Below are 20,097 nucleotides of genomic sequence, written 5' to 3'. Positions count from 1 at the left end.
TCGGGTGGGTCGTCCCCGTCGGGTCGGGGCGGGGCGGGTCGCCTGCGGCACCGGCGTCAGAGCGCGGCGGTGACGGCGGCCTCGGCGTGGATGCGGGTGGTCGGGAAGACCGGGACCGGGCTGTCGTCGGGCCCCACCAGGAGCTCGATCTCGGTGCAGCCGAGGATCACGCCCTCGGCGCCCCCCGCCACCAGTCCGGCGATCACCCGGCGGTACTCCGCCCGGGACTCCTCGCGGACCACCCCGAGGCACAGCTCCTCGTAGATCACCCGGTGCACCAGGGCCCGGCCCGCCGGGTCGGGGACGAGGACGTCCAGACCGTGGGAGGCCAGCCGGTCCCGGTAGAAGTCCTGTTCCATGGTGAAGGCGGTGCCCAGCAGCCCGACCCGGGTCACCCCGGCGGCGAGGACCGCCGCGGCCGTCGCGTCGGCGAGGTGCAGCAGCGGGACGGACACCGCGTCGGCCACCTGGTCGGCGACCTTGTGCATGGTGTTGGTGCAGATCAGCAGCAGCTCCGCGCCCGCCGCCTCGACGGCGCGGGCGGCCTCGGCGAGCAGCCGGCCCGCCGTCTCCCACTCCCCGGCGGCCTGGAGCCGCTCGACCTCGGCGAAGTCCACCGAGTAGAGCACGCACTTGGCGGAGTGCAGGCCACCGAGCCGGTCCCGAGTGAGTTCATTGAGGAGGCGGTAGTAGGTCGCGGTGGATTCCCAGCTCATACCGCCCAGCAGGCCGATGGTCTTCATCGCGCCACTGTGCCACGGCCGCCGGGGGGCGGCGAATCCGACCGCGGGCGGACGATCGACGTCCACGACCGGAAAGGAAGCATTGTCACCCTATTCACCCGTGAGGGTGATTTACGTCGTTTCATGTATCCGACGGTGATTATGATCCACTTCCTGTGACTGAGCGTCAGAACTTCTCGAACACCGACGACACCGCCGACAACACCGCCGATGGCACCGCCGACAACGCGGCCAGCAGCACGACTGACGGCCCCGCCGACCGCACCACCCAGGTGGTCGTCCTCGGCGCGGGTCCGGCGGGTCTGGTCCTCGCCAACCTGCTGCACCGGGCCGGCATTGACTGCGTCGTCCTGGAACGCGCCGACCGGGCCCGCTTACACAGCCGGGCCCGGGCCGGCTTCCTCGCCGAGAACACCGTCCGGATCCTGGACCGGCACGGCCTCGCCGACGGCCTGCGCCGCCACGGCCGACCCCACGCCACCTGCGAGTTCCGCACCGACGACGGCAGCTTCCGGCTCGACTACGCCCGGCTCGCCCGGGGTGAGCGCCACACCGTCTACCCGCAGCAGTACCTCGTCGCCGACCTGCTCAGCGCCTTCCTGGACACCGGCGGGCAGGTCCGGTTCGGCACCGAGGCGCTGCGGGTGCAGGACGCCGACGGCGACCGCCCGACCGTCGAGGCACGCGGGCCCGACGGGGAGCCCCTCCGCTGGCGGGCCCGGTACGTCGCCGGCTGCGACGGCCGGCACGGCGCCGCCCGCCGCTCACTGCCGCCCGGCACGCTCGTCCACCGCCACGACCACGGTCTGTCCTGGCTGGGCCTGCTGGTCGAGGCGCCGCCCAGCCTGGACGCGGTCGGCTACGCGGTGCACGAGCGGGGCTTCGCCGGCCACATGGCCCGCACCTCCGACATCACCCGCTACTACCTCCAGTGCGAGCGCGGCACCGCGCCCGAGGACTGGGACGAGGACCGTATCTGGGACGAACTGGACCTGCGGATGCGCGCCTCGGAACACGGCCCGCTGCACCGGGGGAGCGTCGTCGCGCGCACCGTCGTCGACCTGGAGAGCGACGTCGTCGAACCGCTGCGCCACGGCGCCCTGCTGCTCGCGGGCGACGCCGCGAGCATGCCCACCCCCTCGGCGGCCAAGGGCGCCAACCTCGCGGTGCTGGAGGCGGAGCTGCTCGCCGCCGCCCTCGTCGACGAACTCGCCCACGGCGAGGGCCGGGCCCTGGCCGACTACTCCCGGCGCTGCCTGGAACACATCTGGCGCGCCATGGAGTTCTCGCACTGGATGGTCCGGCTGCTGCACGCGGCGCCCACCCCGCAGGGCGTCCCGTCGGGCTTCGACGCGGGACTCCGCCGCGCCCGGCTGGAGGCGCTGCGCACCTCGCGGACCCAGCAGGACTGGTTCGCCGAGAACTACGTCGGCCTGTGAGCGACACCCCCGCCGGGCCCCGCACCTCCCTGAGTCCCGCCAAGATTCCCGACAGCTCACCGATCCCCGTCGGCCCATCGAGCAGTACCGGCCGCCGGCGCACCGCACCGAGGACATCCCTGCCATGACCACTCCCGCCATGACCGCCACCGCCGCCGTTGGGCCCGCCGCCGTTGGGCCCGCCATCGTTGGGCCCGCCACCGGCTCGGACGGCGGTGCCGACGACAGCGACTGCCTGCGCGCGGCCGCTGACTTCGTCCGCCGCCATGACACCGCCACCCTCCTGCCGCTCCTCCTCCCCGGCCTCGACGGCCCGCAACTCCACGCCCTCACCCGCCACTTGGCGTTCGCACACGCCGCCCTGCTGGTGTTCCCGCCCGACCCGGCCGCTTTGCGCGCCGACCTCGCCGCCTGCGGCCTGAGCGCCGACGCCCCGCCGCTCCCCAGCTCCGTCGTCCGCGACCGGCTCGCCGCCCGCCACCGCCGCGACGCCGCCGGACTGGACGTGTCCATCCTGCGCCCCGGGGTGCGGGCGGCGGACGGCACCCGCCGCGCGGTCGAGGTGTTCGCGCTGACCGTCCCCCCGGGCTCCGACCTGTGGGACGTCGCCGAGCACGAGCGGGTCCACCAGCACGAGGCGCACCTCGCCTTCGAGGTACTGCGCCCGGAACCGCTGCTCCTGCGCGGACTGTGCGCCCTGCTCGCCGACCGGGGCGCCGTCCCCGACGGCGGCGGCTACAACCCGCACGAGAACGGCACCGTCCTCTACTTCACCGTGCCCGCCGCCTCCCTGGCCGGCTACCGGCGGGTGGAGCTGTACGCGCCGGGCGACCACCGCGACGTCCTGGCCGGTCACCTGGCCGACGGCCCGGCCGTCCGCCCGGCGGGTCGCTCGTCCACCGGCACGTCCACCGGCACGCCCACCGACCAGCCTGCCGAAACGCTCCTGCGCCTGCTGACGGGGGCCTGGGCCACCCAGGCCCTGGCGGCCTGCGCCCGGCTGCGCCTGCCCGACGCCGTCCCGCCGGGGGAGTCCGTCGACCGGGCCGCCCTGGCCCACCGCACCGGCACCGACCCCCGGGCCCTGGCCACCCTGCTGCGCTACCTCGCGATGCTCGGAGTGGTGACCGCCGAGGGGGAGCGCGTCCGCCTCACCGAGGTCGGCGCCCTGCTCCGCGAGGACGCCCCGGCCTCGATGCGGCCGCTCGCCCTGATGTACGGCGGGCCGTTCTACCGCTCCTTCGGCGCTCTCGACCACACCGTGCGCACCGGCGAGACCGCCTTCGACCACCTGTTCGGCGAGAACCACTTCGACCACTTCGCCCGCGACCCCGAACTCGCCGACCTGTTCGACCGCTCGATGGCCGCCAGCACCCGGATGTTCGACCCCGTGCCCGGCCACCCGGCCCTCGTCGCCGCAGCGGCGCGGCCTGACGGCGGCACCGTCGTCGACGTCGCCGGCGGCAACGGCGAACTCCTCGCCCGCGTCCTCACCGCCCACCCGGGGCTGCGCGGCGTCCTCCTGGAGCGCCCGCACGCCGTCGAGGCCGCCCGCCGCACCATGGCGGAGGCCGGCTGCGCCGACCGCTGCAGCTACCGGGTCGGCGACTTCGCCGACGTGCCCGCCGAGGGCGACGTCTACCTGCTCTCGCGGGTGCTGCACGACTGGGACGACGACCGCTGCCGCGCCATCCTGCGGCACTGCGAGCGCGCGATGCCCGCGCACGCGGACCTGCTGATCGTCGAACGCCTGCTGCCAGCCGACGGATCCGCCTCCCTGGCGACCGCCTGGGACGTCCACATGATGTGCAACGTCGGCGGCCGCGAACGCCGCGCCGACCACTACGCGGACCTCCTCGCCGCCGCCGGCCTCGACCTCCTCGCCCACACCCCGCTCCCGCTCGACGCCGCCCTGCTCCACGCCCGCAGGCCCGCCCGCCCGTAGCGGGAGGGTGGAAGCACGTCCTGGCCCACCGGTTCGGTCGCACGCACTCCTCGCCCGAACCGGTGGGCCAGGACCCTTCAGGGGGGCCGGTGCGGGGGAGGGTTCGCCCGCGAAAGACGCTAGTCTGTCGGCCGCACCATCCATCTGATCATGCATTACACGGGGGTTCCTTCGTCATGCCCGTTTCCAGGAGACTGCTCGCCACGGCTCTGGTCGCGACCGCCGCACTCGGTCTGGCCGCCTGCGGTCCGGACAACTCGCCCGACCAGAGCGCCAAGGGCACCACCGCGCCGACCGCCGCCGCCACCGCGCCCGCCACGGCGCCGTCCGCGAGCGCGCCCGCCACCAAGGGCGCCGCGCCGACCACCGCGCCCGGGTCCACCGCGCCCGCCGGGTCCGCCTCCGACGAGCCGGAGGGCTTCTGCACCCACGTGCCGCTGCCCGCCGGCCAGAAGTGGATCTACCCGGTGAAGGGGACCAGCACCACCACCCTCACCTACCGGGACACCAAGGACGCCTGCGGCGTCAACGACGTGTCCTTCGAACCGGTCGGCGCCGACCGGACGGCGGCCTTCGCACCCACCGCCAAGGGGCACCTCAGCTCGGTGATGGCGGCCCCGAAGGACGTCGACCTGGCCGGTGTCGTCAAGCACATCAACGAGTGCCTCGCCTCCCCGCACAGCGAGAAGGGCTCCTACCCCTGCTCGGCGGGCGACTACAAGGTGGCCGTCGACGCCTCCGGCAAGGTCACCGAGCTCTGGGAGCGCGCCCACTCCTGACGGGTGGACATCCGGGAACGACGATTGGAGACCTCTTGACCGGGCCGACCGGACCTACCGCACGGGTCGCACCGGCGATCCTGGCGCTGCTCGCCCTCACGGCGGGCTGCGCCTCGTCGCCGTCCCCGTCCCCGGCTGCGGGCACGCCGTCCGCAGCCGCGAGCACGGCGGCTGCCGGGGGCGACCACGCCGCCCCGCCACCCGGGGCGGCGTGGCGCCCGGGCGCCGCCCTGTCCGGGGAACCGCTCGCCACCGCCCTGCTGCCCGACGCCGACCTGCCGCCGGGCAGCACCGCCGAGGCCCCCGCCGTCGCGTCGACGGCCACCGCCCTGGACCCGAAGACCGAGGCGGCTGCGCAGCAACACCCGGAATGCGCGCCGGTGCTCCGCGCGATGTTCGAGCGACCGGCCGGGTCCGTCCGTCGCTGGTACGTCACCGGGAACAACGTGCTCGCCAACCGGACCCAGATCGACGTGGCCGGACTCGCCGACGGACTGTCCCGGGAACGCTTCGAGGCGCTGCGGGCGGCGGTGACCGGGGGCGGCTGCACCGGCCTCCGGCTCGACAACGGCAACGGCGGCGTGCAGCTGACGGTCGAGCCGGTCCCGTGGCCCGGGCTCGACGTCCCGGCCGTCGGCTTCCAGGTGCGGACGCCCACGGGGGCGGTCACCTCGCCCGGCGGACTCACCAGGGTGTACCTCTGGGCGGCCGTGGGCGACAACCGGGTGCTGTTCCTGGCCGCCGACGACACCGCCCACGCCCCGGCCCTGCGCCCGGAGTTGGTGACGCCGCAGCTCAAGCGCCTAGTCGCCGCGGTGGGCTGATCCCGGTGGCCGGGGCCGTCGTGCCCCGGCCACCGGGCGAGCGATTCGTTCAAGACGCGGCACCGGGGCCGCACCGAGACTGCTGCCCATGACCGAACGCAGTTTCACCCCCGCCGCCGGACGCTTCGCGCCGGTCCGCCTCTACGACCCGGTGGTCGCCCTCACCCGGGAGCGGCTGTGGCGCAGCCTGGTCGCCATGCACGTCGCGCCGCGACCGGAGGACGTGGTCGTCGATGTCGGCTGCGGCACCGGCTCGTTGGCGGTGCTGCTGAACCGGGTCGAACCGCGCGCCACCGTCATCGGCGTCGACCCCGATCCGGAGGCCCTGGCGGTGGCCCGGCGCAAGGCCGCCGCCGTCGTCGCGGGCGGCACCCCGGGAGGTACCCCGGAGTGGCGGATCGGCATGGGCGACGACGTGGCCGCCGTCGTGGGCGCCGGGACGGCCGACACCGTCGTGTCCAGTCTCGTTCTGCACCAGTGCCCCGTGCCGATGAAGCGCGCCGTGCTGGCCGCGATGCACGAGACGCTGCGCCCCGGCGGCAAGTTGGTGATCGCCGACTACGGCAAGCAGCGAACGGCCGCGATGCGGCTGGCGTTCCGGTTCGTGCAACTGGCCGACGGCAAGGCGGACACCCAGCCCAATGCCGACGGCGTCCTGCCCCGGCTGATCGCGGAGGCGGGCTTCGAGAACGTGCGGGAGAGCGAGACCGTCGCGACACTGACCGGCTCCCTCTCGCTCTACGTGGCCGGTCGGCCCTGACCGCCGATCGGGCGCGGGGCCGGGCGCAGGGCCGGTAGCACCGCGGCGGGTGTCAGCCCCGTCATCTCCCGCATCCGGCGGCCGAAATGGGCCTGGTCCGCGAAGCCGCCGAGGAGGGCGGCCTCGGCCGGGGTGCTGCCCGCGCGCAGCGCGTCGGCCGCGCGGGCCAGCCGCCGCCAGATCCGCCAGCGGGCCAGCGGCAGGCCCAACTGCTCCTGCGCCAGCGCCCGCAGGCGTTGCGGGGAGAGCCCGACCCGCGCGGCCAGACCGGCCAGCGGGAGGGCGTCGTCGCCGGCGGCCTCCATCGCCGCGCGCAGCCGGGGGTCGACCCGCGCGGAGGGCAGCGCCCCGGCGGGGCGGACCTGCTCCTCCCGCAGGCCGTGCCAGTGCGGTGCGACCGTGATGCCCGGGCCGCCGGGGGTCCGCAGCCGGTCGGCGAACGCGCAGTGCGGGTCGATGAAATACGTCACCAACTCCCGGACCGGCGCCATCCGGTGGCGCACCATCGGTGCCACCACCAGTGCGGCACCCCGGTGCCGCACCCCGTCCCCGTCCGTGGCCGTCACCATGGGCACGGGGTCGCCCGCGCCGGGCGAGAAGGCGACCTGGAAGGCCGCGTGCCGGTGGGTGTGGCTGTCCGCGAGCGGTCCCCGGTACAGCGCGTACCCCGCCCCGACGACCAATCGGGGCCCCGTCCCCTCGTCGTTCTCCACCCGGCCGATCCTGCCAGAGCCCGTTCGGCCGCGACACCGTCCCACGGTCGGTGGGCAGTGCCGGCGGTCAGCGGTGGCGGCCCCCGCGGGGGGCCGGGACGCGGGGCAGAACCTCCCACAGCGGGCGGCCGCCCCCGGCCCAGCGGGCGAGCGAGGGCCGGTCGACGAGCAGGATGCCCTGCTCAGCCCCCCACTTGAGGGCCTCGCGGGAGAAGCGGCCGTTGGTGACGACGACTGCCACATGGGCGCCGTGGCTGCGCCGGTAGGTGCCGGCGAGCGCGTACAGGACGCCGACCCCCACCGGTCTGCCGCCGACGGGGTCCTGCTTGTGCTTGCACTGCACCGCCCAGCGGCGGCCGGTCGGGTCCTCGGCGAGGACGTCCACGCTCCGGTCGTTCGCCCCGCCGACCTTGCGCGCGCGGCAGCCGTCCCGTGCCAGCAGGTCGCGCACCGCGTACTCGAAGGCGTCCGGTGCCAGCCGGTCGAGGCCGTCCGGCCCGGTCAGCGCCAGCCGCAACCGTGCGGCGCGCAACCGCTGTTCGCGCGCCGTGCGGAGACGCCGGTGTGCTGCGGCCGCCACCGTGGCGGTGGCCGCGACGGCGGCGAGGACGAGCAGCCACCGGTGCGCCGCCAGCCAGCGCAGCGCCGCGGCCGCCACCGCCGCGCCCACCAGCCAGGTCACCCCGTCGCCCGGCAGGCGGCGGCCACGGCTGCGGCGGTGTACGGGATTTCGGCGTCCGGTCAACCGTCCTCCGCCCCGGTCATTGGGTGGCCCGGGTGGCCACGCCGACGAGTTGGAGGATCGCGTGGCCCCAGCCCGTGCCGGCGATCAGGACGCCGAGCACGATGCTGCTGAACACGGTGAACGCCTCGTCGCCCCGGCTGCGGGCCTCGGTCCGGCGCCGGAGGCGGATCAGGATGATGATCGCGACGAACGCCGCCGCGCTGATCGAGTACTGCACGTGCCCACCCGGACTTTCGTCAACGGTGTGTGACGCTCCGACTACTCGGAGCGCATTGCCGCTGGTCAGCATGGCAGGCACGCGGGCGCTCCGGGGGCGGTGCGGGGAAATCGGCCGGATCCGAACTGTCGGACTGGCGCAGTTCTTGCGCCCCGGGGCGTCCTGGCGGTCATTCCGTCGATCCCGTGTTCGGCCGGCGAAGGGCCGATCGTGGCGAGGGCGCCGTTCCCCGGCGGTCCCGGCGGCTCCGGCCACCTCGTCCGTCGTCCGCCCCGCGCCGCACCCGAGCCGCGCCCCGCGCCGTGCCCCGGCCGCGCGCGCGGGCGCGCCGTCCACGCGGCGGCCTCGGCGCACCCGCCCGGACGGCGCCCGCGCCGGCCGCCACCACCAGGACCACCGCCAGGCACTGGGCCGCCGACAGCTCCTGCCCCAGCACCAGGAATCCGGCCAGCGCCCCGACCGCCGGGGCCAGCCCGGTCAGGACGGCGAAGGCCGGCGCGGACAGCCGGCGCAGCGCCAGCAGCTCCAGCGTGTACGGCAGCCCCGAGGACAGCAGCGCCACCGCCAGCCCGAGCCCCAGCACCCCCGGTTCCAGCAGGGTGGCGCCCGCCGAGCCGATCCCCAGCGGCAGGCTCATCAGCGCGGCCACGGCCATCGCCACCGCGAGCCCGTCCAGCCGGGGGAAGCGCCGCCCCGCGCGGGCGCCGAGCAGGATGTAGGCGGCGCACATCGCGCCCGCGCCGAGCGCGAACCCGGCACCGGCCGGGTCGAGCCGGTCGAAGCCGTCCCGCCCGAGCAGCAGGACGCCCGCGAACGCCAGCCCGGCCCACAGCAGGCTCGCCGCCCGCCGGGCGGCGACGACCGACATCAGCAGCGGCCCGAGGACCTCCAGGGCCACCGCCGGGCCGAGCGGGATCCGGTCGATCGCCTGGTAGAAGAGGATGTTCATCCCGCCGAGCGCGACTCCGTAGGCGCCCGCGACGGCCCAGTCCGCCCGGCCGTACCCTCGCAGCCGGGGTCGGCAGACGGCGAGCAGCAGCACGGCCGTGATCGTCACCCGCAGCGCCACCGTGCCCAGGGCGCCGGCCCGGGGGAACAGCAGGGCGGCGACGGCGGAGCCGAACTGCACCGAGAGCGTGCCGGCCAGCATCATGCCGACACCGGTGGCACTGCCCACCCGCGCGGGCGCGGTCACCGTCGGGGGTACGCCTTTCGTCGGGGGTACGCCTCGCGTCCGGGGCACGCCTTCCCTCCGGAGGCCCGGCGCGAAGCCCGGCGGCGCCCCCGCCGACGCGGTCCCTGAACCCGTGTCCGTCCTGCTCGTCATGCCCTCCACGCTAGGAATCCGCCCCCGGCGCGTGAAATGCCGATCCGAGGGCGGTTATGCTCCCCGGGCATGACCATCGAGCTGCGCCACCTGCGAGCCTTCCTCGCCATCGCCGAGGAAGGGACGATCACCCGCGCCGCGGTCCGCCTGCACACCGGCCAGCCCGCCCTGTCCCGCACCCTGCGCCAGCTGGAGAACCACCTCGGCACCCGCCTGATCGACCGCTCCACCCACCACCTGGAGCTGACCGCCGCCGGCCGGGCCTTCCAGGACCGGGCCGCCGCCGCCCTCGCCGCGGTCGACGGCGCCCTCGACCCCCGCGCGCTGGCCGTCCTCCCGCTGCGCCTCGGCCACCCCTGGCCGGCCCTCGGCGAGTACACCGCGCCCCTGCTGCGCCGCTGGGACCGGGAGCACCCGGGCCAGCCGCTCGAACTGCGCCGGATCGACGACCGCACCGCCGGCCTCACCCGGGGCCGGGCCGATGTCGCCCTGCTGCGGGGCGAGGTCACCGAACCCGGTCTGGTCACCGAACTGCTGCTGGAGGAGGAGCGGGTGGCGGCCGTCCCCGCGGACAGCGAGCTCGCCGGGCACGCGACCCTCACCCTCGCGGACCTCGCCGCCCGGCCGGTCGTCCTGAACACGGTCGCCGGCACCACCACCCTCGACCTCTGGCCGACCGGGGCCCGACCCCCGGCGACGATCGAGGTCGACAACACCGACGAGTGGCTCACCGCCATCGCCGGGGGCCGCGCCGTCGGCGTCTCGACCGCGGCGACCCCCCGGCTGCACAGCCACCCGATGATCGCCTACCGGCCGCTCGCCGACGCGCCGCCGGTGCCGCTCTTCCTGGCCCGGCGCGCCGACACCCCGCCGCACCCGGCCGTCCCGGCCCTGGTCCGTCTGATCCGCGAGCTGCTGTCCGACACCTGACCGGCGCCGGGGCCGGTCCGTCCGCCCCCCGTGGGCCCACGCCGCCGGACGGGTGGATTGCGGGGCGGCCGGGTGCGCGGCGGGAACGGGCGCCGCACGGGCCGTCGAATACTCGCGCCGTGAGGCGGACGGCGGCGCCGCCGAATGCGGGCCGCGCCGCCCGGACGAGGGAGGATCCCGATGCATCGTCACGGCGCACCCCGGCGGACGGCCGCCGCGCCCGGCCGGACCACGCCCCGCCCGGTGCCGCGCGGCACCGCGCCCCTGCTGCTGGCGGGTCTGCTGCTGGGCGTCCCGCTGCTCGGCGGATGCACCTCGGCCTCCGGCGGCGATCCCGAACCCGCCCCCACGAGCCCCGGCTCCTCCGGCTCCCTGTCCTGGGCGTCCGCCCCGGCCACCGCGCCGCCGAGGCAGCCCCCGGCCGAGCTGACCGAGGACCAGGTGAACGCCGCCGTGGCCCGGATCGACGGCTACGCGCAGAACGCCCTGGCGAAGACCGGGGTGCCGGGGCTGGCCCTCGCCGTCGTGTACAAGGACAAGGTGATCCACGCCAAGGGCCTCGGTGTGCGTCAGCTCGGCAAGCCGGAAACGGTGGACCCGGACACGGTGTTCCAGCTCGCCTCCGTCTCCAAGCCGATCGCCTCGACCGTGGTCGCCGGGATGGTCGGCCAGAAGACGGTCACGTGGGACGACCCGGTCACCGCCCACGACCCCGGCTTCGCCCTGGCCGACCTCTGGGTGAGCAGCCATGTGACGATCGCCGACCTGTTCGCCCACCGCAGCGGTCTGCCGGACCACGCCGGGGACCTGCTGGAGGACCTCGGCTACCAGCGCGACTACATCCTGCAGCACCTCCGGGAGCACCAGCTGGCGCCGTTCCGGGCGAGCTACGCCTACACCAACTACGGCCTGACCGAGGCCGCCGTGGCCGTCGCCAAGGCCAAGGGCGTGGCCTGGGAGGACCTCGCGGCGGACGTGCTCTACAAGCCGCTGGGGATGACCTCCACCAGCTCCCGGCGCTCCGCGTACGACAGCGCCGCGAACAAGGCGACCCCGCACGTGCGCGACGGCGCCGGCTGGCAGGTCAGCACCACCGAGAACCCCGACCCGCAGGCCCCGGCCGGCGGGGTGAGCTCCACCGTGCAGGACCTCGGCCGGTGGATGCGGCTGCAGCTCGCCGACGGCACCTTCGAGGGCAAGCAGATCGTCGACCCGGCGGGCCTCAACGAGACCCGGCTGCCGCAGACCGTCTCCAGCCCGACCACCGAGCCCGCCGGCCGGACCGGCTTCTACGGCCTGGGCTGGAACGTGAGCTACGACGCCGAGGGCCGGCTGCGGCTGAACCACTCCGGCGCCTTCTCGCTGGGCGCGGCGACCGTGGTGACCCTGCTGCCGTCCGAGCAGCTGGGGATCGTGGTCCTGACCAACGGCCAGCCCACCGGCGTCCCCGAGGCGGTGGCCGAGGAGTTCTTCGACCTCGCCCAGTACGGTCACGAGACGGTCGACTGGCTGGGCTTCCTGGGCAAGGTGGTGCCCGCCGCCGCGGCGAGCCCGGTGTCGCCGACCGACTACGCCTCCCCGCCGGCCGGAGCGGCCCCGGCGAAGCCGGACAGCGCCTACCTCGGCACGTACGGCAACGACTACTTCGGCCCGCTGACGGTGAGCCCCGGGGACGGCGGCGGCCTGGTGATGAGCCTGGGGCCGGACAATCTGCGCTTCCCGCTCCAGCACTACGACGGTGACGTGTTCAGCTTCCGGACCAGGGGCGAGAACGCGGCCGGACTGTCCGGGGTGACGTTCGCCGTGGGGGCCGACGGGAAGGCCGCCACCGTGGTCGTCGAGCAGTTCGACCACGACGGCCTCGGCACCTTCACCCGGAGCTGAGGCGGCACCGCCCGCGGCCGGGCGCGCGACCGTCGTCGCGCGCCCGGCCGTCGGCGCCGCTAGACCGCCGAGGTGTAGGCGGTGAAGAAGCGGGACGAGATCGGTGAGCCCGAGCCGTTGAAGCACAGTGCGAACAGGTTCACCGTGCCGGCGCTGCGGTTCCAGGGAGTGGCCAGTCCGCAGTAGTCCGGGCCGGGGCCGAAGGCCGTGACCTGGGCGGTGTCCGAGGGCACCGCGACGTTCGGCAGGTTCACGGTGTAGGGCACCGAACCGGTGAGGGTGTTGACGGCCCCGGAGGAGTTGTAGTTGGTGCCCGGGGGCAGGCCGCCGTTGAACCACAGGTAGCCGAAGTTGCTGGGCGGGAAGGCCGGGCCGTGCACCGCCCGCTTCTCCGAGTAGCTCAGCGTCCAGCGGGTGTTGTAGGGCGCGTTGCCCGCGTTGAAGCAGGCGACCACGACGGTCTGGCCGCTGGCGGCGGGCGACCAGTCGGCGACCTTGCAGCGGGCGCCCGCGGCCGCGTCCACCGCGGTGACCTGGAGGTTGCCGACCGGGGCGGCCTGGCCCAGACCGGGCAGCCAGACCTTCCAGATGCCGGTGCCGCCGGCGCCCACCGTGTTGGTGGCGCCGACCGAGTTGTACTGGGTGACGATCGAGCCGGTGGGGTTGGCGAACACGTAGCCGTAGCTGCCGCCGGGCGGGGACGGCACGCCGCTGCTGGTGGTGTAGAGCACGGTGAACCGGGTGTCCTCGGGCGCGCCGCCCGGGCGGTAGCAGCCCACCGCGACGTCCTGGCCGGTGCCGACCGTGCCCCAGCCCCGGACCTGGCACCAGCTGCCGGTACGGCCGACGGCCGTCACGTGCGCGATGCCGCCGGGTCCGGCGATCAGCGGGAAGTGCACCACGTACGACCCGGTGCCGACCTGGTCCACCTTCACCGGGTTGGTGGCCGGAGTGGGCCAACTGCCCCACTGGCGGCTGGGATCCGGGACGTAGCCGAGCGGCGGGTTCGGGTTGTCGAGGTAGGCGAAGCCCCAGCGGTCGGGCACCGCGGCGTGGGCCGGGCCGGCCGCCGGGAGGCTGACGCCCACCAGGGCCGCCAGCACGGCGAGGACGAGGAGCAGGGCGCGGACGGCGCGGGCGCCGCCGACGGGTCTGACCGGTGGTGCGAAGGTACCGGCGTGCATGGGCATACCCCTTGGACGGTGAGGAATCACGGGTGTGGCCTGCGCGGTGCTGCCCGCACCGCTGCTCCGCCCGGGCCCGTGGCGGGGCCGGCGCGCGGCGGCCGACGGGGCGACGGCCCCTCAGGGAGGACCGGTGCGGTCCGGCGTCGGCCGGCAGTGACGGGGTCGGGGGTCAGGCCCGACGGCGCTCACATCGTAGGGGCGGGCCGGGCGGCGGCACAGGCCTCCGGCACGGGCCGCCCGGTCCGCCGTCGGCCGTTCGCGCGGCGGTCGTCCACCGCCCCACCCGCCCCCGCTGTCCCGTCCTGCCCCGCCCGCCTCCGCACCGGTACCAGCCGCCCCACCGCGCCCGCTCCGTCCCGCCGCCGCCCTGGCCGGAACCGGCCGCTCCGCTGCCGTTTCCCCGTTGCCGCGGTCGCTTCCCCGCCGCCACGGCCTGTCGGGCGGGTGCCCCTTGCGCCCTGCCCCCTGCCCCGGCGCACGGAACACCGGCCTCAGAGCGCGAGCTTGAACCCGTCGTGGCTGCGGGTGAAGCCCAGCCCGGCGTAGAAGCGGTGCGCGGCCCCGCGCTGCTTGTTGCTGGTCAGCTGGACCAGCGCGCAGCCGCGCGAACGGGCCCTGTCGATCGCTAGCGTCATCAGGACGCGGCCGAGCCCGCCCCCGCGCCGGTCCGCGCGGATCCGCACCGCTTCGAGCAGTGCGCGTTCGGCGCCGCCCTTGCCGAGACCGGGGATGTAGGTGGCCTGGAGGCAGCCGACCACGGCGCCCTCCGCGTCCGCCAGGACGAGCAACTCGTTGCGCGGGTCGGTGTCGATCGCGCGGAAGGCGCGCTCGTACGCCTCCGTCACCAGGACGGTCGCCGGGTCCACCACCCGGTCCTCGTTCGCCAGCAGGGCCAGGACGGCGGGCAGGTCGGCGCGGGTGGCGGGGCGCAGGGCGGGGGCGGGAGCGGCGGCGGGAGCAGACATGGCCCCGACCCTAACCGGTACCTGGCCTTCCGCTCCCGGCCTCCGTCCCCCGTCCGGAAGCTGTCTCCTGTATCTGTCGTCGCGGAGGCCCGGCGTCCGTATGATCTGGGCTGCCCGCCGACCGGGGTGCGCGCCGGGCGGATGCCGAGGGTGCCCGCAGCGGTCCGTACCGGCCCGCCGTCGTCGGCGGCCGTCCGCAGCCGCCCGCGGCCGTCCCGCCGGCCTCGAACGGTCCAAGGGAGGCGCAGCACAGTGCGGTTCGCAGGTGTGGGTCTGACGCGTGAGGGTTACCGGATCGCCGTGGCGGGCGCCGACGACGGGCCGTCCAGGGCGTCCGGGGCGTCCGGGGCGGACGAGGTGTACGAACACTGCGGCCTGGAGCGGCCGGTGGCGCGGCTGGCCGAGCTGGCGGGGGAGTCGCCGGACGGCTTCGCAGTGGTCCTCGACAGTGCCAACGGCATCATGGACGCCCCGCTCGCCGCCCTCGGCATACCCGTACTCCGGGCCGATCCGCCGCTGCTGACGGACGGTCGAGTCACGGCGCGCTCCCTGGCCGCGCTCGGCCGCTCGCGCCCCGAGGCGCTGACGGCGCTGCCGCCGGACGGCTGGACCCTGGCCGGCCGCGAGGAGGCGATCACCGCCGCGGAGGCGGCCAGCGGGCCGGTCGAACGTGAACTCGCCGAACAGGGACTGCTGTTGGCGGGAGGCGCGGGAGGCGGGGGAGCCGAACCGCTGGTGGCACTGACCTTCGACGACGGCCCGCACCCGGTCCACACCCCGCAGGTGTTGGACGTGCTCGCCCGGTACGGCGCCCCCGCCGCGTTCTTCTGCATCGGCCTGCACGCCCTGGCCCATCCCGGGGTCGTCCGCCGGATCGCCGCCGAGGGCCACACCCTGGGCAACCACAGCTGGTCCCACGCCTATCTGCCGGACCTCGGCCCGATCGGGCTCCGCGCGCAGCTCGGCTTCACCGCCGACGCCCTCGCCCACGCCTGCGGGGGCACCCGCCCGTCGCGCTGGCTGCGCCCCCCGTACGGCGGCCGCAGTCCGGAACTCCTCACGGCGGTGGCCGGGTCGGGCCTGACCACGGCGCTCTGGGACGTCGACGCGAAGGACTGGTCGCGGCCCGGGCCCGGGGTCGTCGCGGAGCGGGTGCTGAGCGGGGTCGGACCGGGTTCGGTGGTGCTGATGCACGACGGCGGCGGCGACCGTTCGCAGACCGTCGCCGCCCTGCCCGAGGTGATCACCGGCCTGCGCCGGCGCGGCTATCGGATCGTCGGCCTCGACGAGCTGCTCGCCGCCCGGCCGGTCCGAGCCGTCCGACCCGCCGCGTCGGGCTGACCTCCCGACCTCCCGACCTCCCGACCTTCTGACCTCCTGACCTCCTGTCTTTTCGATCGAAATGATCTATCATCACTCGATCGTTCGATCGTCCCGACCGAGGACCACCGTCCCCGGACCCGGGCGCTCGTACCTTGATCACGGGGGATGGACCATGCACGTCACACTGGCCGAAGAGATCATGCTGCTGTCGCTGGACGACGACAGCGGCCAGGCCAAGGACCGCTGGGCGGTCGGCTGGATCGTCGCCGGCGGCCTGCTGCTGGAGCTGGCGCTCGCCGAGCGCATCCGCGTCGACGGCGGCCGGGTGGAGGTGGCCGACACCTCGCCCACCGGCGACGCGCTGCTCGACGGCCACTTGGAGTCGATCGCGGCCTGGGCCGGGAGCACCAAGTCCGCGACGGTGGCGGCCTGGCTGAGGAAGGACCAGGCCAGGAGCGTCGGGGCCACCCTGGAGAGCCTGCGCGCACGCGGCATCGTCACCGAGGAGCGCCACCGGGTGCTCGGGCTCTTCCCGGTCCGCCGCTTCCCCGAGGCGGACGGCACGGTGGAGCGCGAGCTGCGCGAGCGGCTGGGCCGCGTCGTACTGGACGGCGCCGAGCCGGACACGCGGACCGCCGGCCTGATCGGCCTCCTGCACGGCGCGAGGCTGCACCGGCTGGCCTTCCCCGGGGAGTTGGGCAAGAGCGTCGAACCGAGGATGGCCGCCCTCGCCGAGGGCCAGTGGGCGGCGGACGCCGTCCAGGAGACGATCCGGGCCACCCAGGTTGCGATCCTGGCCGCCACCACCGCAGCCACCGTCGCAGCCTCCGCCGCGACCGGCGCCTGACGCCACCCCGGCCCCGCCCTCGCGGTCGGGGCCGGGCCGCAGCACCCGGGCGCGGCGGACGCCCGGGTACTGTCGCCCGCCCCCGGCCGTGTCTACGCTGCTGTACGTGTCCTCGTCCGCGCGGGATGCCGCGCCCCCCGCCTACGTCCACGCGATCCTGCCCGGGGCGGTGCCGTTGCTCGGGCACCTGCCCGCACTGGTGCGCGATCCGGCCGCCCTGCTGGCCGGACTGCACCGCCACGGCGACCTGGTGGACCTGCGCCTGGGGCCGAACCGGCTGGTGGTGCCCTGCCACCCGGAACTGCTGCGGCAGGTCTACGCCGACGACCGCACCTTCGACAAGGGCGGCCCGATCTACGGGCGCTTCCGGGAGATCCTCGGCAACGGGGTCGCGACCTGCGCCCACGCCGACCACCGGCGCCAACGGCGGATGCTGCAACCGGAGTTCAGGCCCGACCGGGTCACCGCGTACGCGGAGGTGATGACCCGGGAGGCGGCGCTGCTCGCCGACTCCTGGCGGCCCGGCGAGGTCGTGGACGTCTTCCCGTCCTGCTACCGCTTCACCCTGCGGGTGGTGACCCGCACCCTGCTCGGCACCGAGGTGCCGGACGCCCTGGCCGGCCGGCTCCAGCGGGCGTTCGAGACCGCGTTCGCCGGAGCACTGCGACGGGTGGTCCGGCTGCCCGCCGGCCCCCGCTACCGCGCGGCCGTGCGCACCCTGCGCAGCACCGTCGCCGAGCTGGTGCGCGACCACCGGGAGCACGGCGCCGACCGCACCGGCCTGCTGGCGGGCCTGGTCGCCGCCCGCGACGAGGACGGCTCGGCCCTGTCCGACACCGAACTGCACGACCAGGTCGTCGCCATGCTGCTGGCCGGCACCGAGACCACCGCATCCCAGCTCTCCTGGACCCTGCGCCTGCTGACCGCCCACCCGGACGCGCTCGACGCCCTGTACCGCGAACTCGACGAGGCGCTGCCGGACGGTCGGCCCGCCCGGTGGAGCGACCTGCCCCGACTGCCGTACACCGACCGCGTGCTGACCGAGGCGCTGCGGCTGTACCCGCCGGGCTGGGTCCTGCTGCGCACCTGCACCCGGGACGCCGAGCTCGGCGGCCGCACCCTGCCGCGCGGCACCCAGGTGGTGCTGAGCCCCTACGTCGCCCACCACCATCCCGGGATCTTCGCCGATCCGGCCCGCTTCGACCCGGACCGCTGGCTGCCCGAGCGGGCCGCCGCGTTGCCGCGCTGGGCGTTCGCCGGCTTCGCCAACGGCCCGCGCCAGTGCCTGGGCGCGGACTTCGCCCGCACCGAGGCGGCCATCGCGCTGGCCACCCTGCTGGCGCGCCGACGTCCCGTCGCGCTGTCCGGCGGCAGCCGCTCCGACGACCGCCCGATGCGCCTGACCACCGTCCTGCGGCCGCACCGGCTGCGCCTGCGCGTCCTCGACCGCCGCCCGCCCGCTTCACCGGGCTCGGCGGGGGACTGACGCGGTGGAGCCCCCGCGCCGGCGCGGCTCGCGTCCCGGCCCGACCTGTGACGCGGCCCGACCTGTGACGCGGCTCGGACAACGACGCGGGTCTGGACAGGGACGGAGGAGTCGGCCATGGTTCTCCACCATGACTCTTCCGTCCTCCGCGCAGGGGCCCGGCGCCGGGCGCGGCGCGCTGTTCGACGCGGTCACCGAGGTCGGTGACGCGGCCGTCGCCCTGCTCGCCGGCTGCCGTGGCGCGACCCCGATCCCCGGTGCGGAGTGGACGGTCGCGGAGGCGGCCGCGCACCTGGCGATGGCCAACGAGCTGATGGCGGAACTCGCGGCGGGCGCGGACCGGCCGTACGGGGACGGCACCCCCGGCTCGCTGGCGGCGGCCAACGCGGCCTCGCTGGCGGAGCGGCCGGAGCGGGACCCGGCCGTGCTCGGCGCGGAGATCGCCCGGCAGGCCCGGCGGTTCACGGCGGCGGCCGGCCCGCGCGGCGGCGGGGAGCCGGTCCTGACCCCGCTGGGCGGCATGGACCTGGACACGCTCGGCGCCTATCTGCTGACCCACATGCTGGGCCACCTCTACGACATCGCCGTCGCGCTGGGGCGGCCGCACCCGATCGACCGGCGGCGGGTCGGGCTGACGATGCCCTTCCTGCGGACGGCCATGCCGCTGGTGGTGGACGCCCGCGCGGCGGACGGCCACAGCGCCTGCTACCGCTTGCGGGTGCGGGGCCTGGACGGCTTCGCGGTGACCTTCGCGGACGGTGCGGCCGTGGTGAGCCAGGAGCCGCCGCGCCGTCCGGACTGCACCATCCTCACCGAGCCGGTGGCGTTCCTTCTCATCGCGCTGGGCCGCTTCAGCGCCACCGACGCCCTCCGCCGAGGCAGGGTGCTCGCCTGGGGCCGTCGGCCGTGGCTGGCCTCCTCCTTCCCGGGACTGTTCGCCGCCCCCTGAGCCGCTGTTCGGCGGGCGTCGGCCGCGCATCCGCCGGGCGTCCGGAGGGTCCGAGATCATCCGTCGGCGCCGAGGCACTCCTGGGTATCGGCGTCCACCGACCCGTTGACCCGCCGGGTGGCAGGCCGAGGCGCTCCGGAGCGCCTCGGCCCGCCACCCTCGGCCCCGAGGCCGGGGCCCGCGCCGGTCAGCCGCAACAGGGCTTGCACTCCTGCACCTGCACGTTGTCGACGACCGGCCCGTACGACCCGCCGATGGTGCTGGTGAAGCCCAGGGCGGTCGACGTGCCCTGCGCGACGAAGGTGAACTGACGGCCCACGTAGCCCATCGCGGCCAGCGTCCGGCCGGTGACGTCGAAGGAGAAGTCCTGGAAGTTCTGGCCGTCGATCAGCGCCCGACCGGTCTTCAGGGCCGGCCCGCCCGCCGGGTTGCCGGCCAGGGAGTAGGTGACCGAGTAGGTGGTGCCGGGGACGGTGGTGAAGCGCTGGGTGACGGTGCCGGCGCCGGTGCCGTTGAGGTCCACCGACTGGTCGCCCTCGGCGGCCTGCCAGAAGCCGGCACCGATCAGGTCGACGCTGCCGCTCGCGACGCTCCACGGGCCGATGGTCTGACCGGCGGTCAGCGGGGTGAAGGAGTTGACGGGGGCCTTGGGCGTCTCGAAGCTGCCGTCGTCGAACCGGCTGAGCGCCCGGTTGCCGCCGGCGGCCTGGGCCGGGACGGCGAGGGCGGTGGCACCGGCGACGAGCAGGGCGACGGCGGCGAGGCGGGTGCGCGAGAACGACATGGGTGCCCTCCAGGGGCTGGCAGACGAATGGGATCAGCCGATGATCGGCTGTGCACAGAGCGTCCGCCGTCGCGGTGATCCCTGCCAAGGCCGGAGCGGTGGCGCCCGGTGTCGCGCGCGGCCCGCGTCCGCGCCCCCGCACGCCGGTTTCGACCGGTCCGGGCCGGTCGTGCCGGGCCTGGCGGGACCTCGGGGGAGGGCCGCGGCCCCTCGGAGCGGCCCCGGGCCGGGCGCCTTCCGGGGAGCGGAA

At 75.7% G+C, this 20,097-nt stretch carries 18 protein-coding genes and 1 pseudogene; 11 read left to right on the top strand and 8 right to left on the bottom strand.

The features are described 5' to 3' along the window. Window positions 1-56: 56 nt before the first annotated feature. Window positions 57-743, bottom strand: coding sequence for an aspartate/glutamate racemase family protein (locus tag OG715_RS03615; RefSeq protein ID WP_327064024.1), 687 nt, complete (start codon window positions 741-743; stop codon window positions 57-59). 272 nt (window positions 744-1,015) lie between these two features. Between OG715_RS03615 and OG715_RS03610 the strand changes: the two genes are divergently transcribed. The 5 genes from OG715_RS03610 to OG715_RS03590 all read left to right on the top strand — a co-directional run bounded on the left by OG715_RS03610 (window position 1,016) and on the right by OG715_RS03590 (window position 6,490). Further along, window positions 1,016-2,182: a 4-hydroxybenzoate 3-monooxygenase gene (locus OG715_RS03610; RefSeq protein WP_327064224.1), complete on the top strand. Its 1,167-nt coding sequence runs from the start codon at window positions 1,016-1,018 to the stop codon at window positions 2,180-2,182. Between the two features lie 124 nt (window positions 2,183-2,306). Further along, complete coding sequence (locus OG715_RS03605; RefSeq protein ID WP_327064023.1) at window positions 2,307-4,127, top strand: methyltransferase; 1,821 nt, start codon at window positions 2,307-2,309, stop codon at window positions 4,125-4,127. A gap of 176 nt (window positions 4,128-4,303) precedes the next feature. Further along, complete coding sequence (locus tag OG715_RS03600; protein ID WP_327064022.1) at window positions 4,304-4,906, top strand: hypothetical protein; 603 nt, start codon at window positions 4,304-4,306, stop codon at window positions 4,904-4,906. 35 nt (window positions 4,907-4,941) lie between these two features. Next, entirely contained in the window at window positions 4,942-5,730 is a 789-nt protein-coding gene (locus OG715_RS03595) for a hypothetical protein (RefSeq protein ID WP_327064021.1), read from the top strand. Between the two features lie 88 nt (window positions 5,731-5,818). Next, window positions 5,819-6,490, top strand: coding sequence for a class I SAM-dependent methyltransferase (locus OG715_RS03590; protein WP_327064020.1), 672 nt, complete (start codon window positions 5,819-5,821; stop codon window positions 6,488-6,490). Here the strand turns inward: OG715_RS03590 and OG715_RS03585 are convergent. The 4 genes and pseudogenes from OG715_RS03585 to OG715_RS03570 all read right to left on the bottom strand — a co-directional run. Then, a complete protein-coding gene (locus OG715_RS03585) occupies window positions 6,469-7,203 on the bottom strand; it encodes a helix-turn-helix domain-containing protein (RefSeq protein WP_327064019.1) in 735 nt (244 codons plus the stop codon). The two genes, OG715_RS03590 and OG715_RS03585, sit on opposite strands and share 22 nt — an antisense overlap. A 67-nt stretch (window positions 7,204-7,270) precedes the next feature. Next, complete coding sequence (locus tag OG715_RS03580) at window positions 7,271-7,885, bottom strand: restriction endonuclease (RefSeq protein ID WP_327064018.1); 615 nt, start codon at window positions 7,883-7,885, stop codon at window positions 7,271-7,273. Between the two features lie 79 nt (window positions 7,886-7,964). After that, window positions 7,965-8,165: a hypothetical protein gene (locus tag OG715_RS03575; RefSeq protein ID WP_327064017.1), complete on the bottom strand. Its 201-nt coding sequence runs from the start codon at window positions 8,163-8,165 to the stop codon at window positions 7,965-7,967. Window positions 8,166-8,511: 346 nt separating this feature from the next. After that, window positions 8,512-9,492 (bottom strand): annotated as a pseudogene (locus tag OG715_RS03570) (EamA family transporter); the annotation flags it as partial. 69 nt (window positions 9,493-9,561) lie between these two features. Between OG715_RS03570 and OG715_RS03565 the strand changes: the two are divergent. Both OG715_RS03565 and OG715_RS03560 read left to right on the top strand, forming a co-directional pair. Continuing rightward, the gene (locus tag OG715_RS03565; RefSeq protein WP_327064016.1) at window positions 9,562-10,422 is read left to right on the top strand and encodes a LysR family transcriptional regulator; all 861 of its coding nucleotides are present in this window, start codon (window positions 9,562-9,564) and stop codon (window positions 10,420-10,422) included. A gap of 180 nt (window positions 10,423-10,602) precedes the next feature. After that, window positions 10,603-12,306, top strand: coding sequence for a serine hydrolase (locus OG715_RS03560; RefSeq protein WP_327064015.1), 1,704 nt, complete (start codon window positions 10,603-10,605; stop codon window positions 12,304-12,306). Window positions 12,307-12,365: 59 nt separating this feature from the next. On the opposite strand, the gene OG715_RS03555 is transcribed toward OG715_RS03560, so the two are convergent. Both OG715_RS03555 and OG715_RS03550 read right to left on the bottom strand, forming a co-directional pair. Further along, window positions 12,366-13,490 (bottom strand): hypothetical protein, encoded by a 1,125-nt coding sequence (locus OG715_RS03555; RefSeq protein ID WP_327064014.1) that lies wholly within the window; start codon window positions 13,488-13,490, stop codon window positions 12,366-12,368. Between the two features lie 494 nt (window positions 13,491-13,984). Then, window positions 13,985-14,458, bottom strand: coding sequence for a GNAT family N-acetyltransferase (locus tag OG715_RS03550; protein ID WP_327064013.1), 474 nt, complete (start codon window positions 14,456-14,458; stop codon window positions 13,985-13,987). Window positions 14,459-14,725: 267 nt separating this feature from the next. On the opposite strand from OG715_RS03550, the gene OG715_RS03545 reads away from it, so the two are divergent. From OG715_RS03545 to OG715_RS03530, 4 genes are all read left to right on the top strand, one after another. Beyond that, window positions 14,726-15,799, top strand: coding sequence for a polysaccharide deacetylase family protein (locus OG715_RS03545; protein WP_327064012.1), 1,074 nt, complete (start codon window positions 14,726-14,728; stop codon window positions 15,797-15,799). Between the two features lie 154 nt (window positions 15,800-15,953). Then, the gene (locus OG715_RS03540; RefSeq protein ID WP_327064011.1) at window positions 15,954-16,628 is read left to right on the top strand and encodes a GOLPH3/VPS74 family protein; all 675 of its coding nucleotides are present in this window, start codon (window positions 15,954-15,956) and stop codon (window positions 16,626-16,628) included. A gap of 106 nt (window positions 16,629-16,734) precedes the next feature. Then, complete coding sequence (locus OG715_RS03535; RefSeq protein ID WP_327064010.1) at window positions 16,735-18,114, top strand: cytochrome P450; 1,380 nt, start codon at window positions 16,735-16,737, stop codon at window positions 18,112-18,114. Between the two features lie 130 nt (window positions 18,115-18,244). Beyond that, a complete protein-coding gene (locus OG715_RS03530; RefSeq protein ID WP_327064009.1) occupies window positions 18,245-19,063 on the top strand; it encodes a maleylpyruvate isomerase family mycothiol-dependent enzyme in 819 nt (272 codons plus the stop codon). Between the two features lie 187 nt (window positions 19,064-19,250). Here OG715_RS03530 and OG715_RS03525 read toward each other — a convergent pair whose 3' ends face one another. After that, window positions 19,251-19,847 carry a choice-of-anchor C family protein gene (locus OG715_RS03525; RefSeq protein ID WP_327064008.1) on the bottom strand — a complete coding sequence of 199 codons (597 nt, stop codon included), beginning with the start codon at window positions 19,845-19,847 and terminating at the stop codon, window positions 19,251-19,253. Window positions 19,848-20,097 lie beyond the last annotated feature (250 nt).

This window comes from Kitasatospora purpeofusca (assembly GCF_036010405.1).
In the GTDB taxonomy this organism is placed as follows: Bacteria; Actinomycetota; Actinomycetes; order Streptomycetales; family Streptomycetaceae; genus Kitasatospora; species Kitasatospora purpeofusca.
The sequence above is the reverse complement of the archived record's forward strand: the minus strand, read 5'-3'. Positions and strand labels throughout refer to the sequence as shown.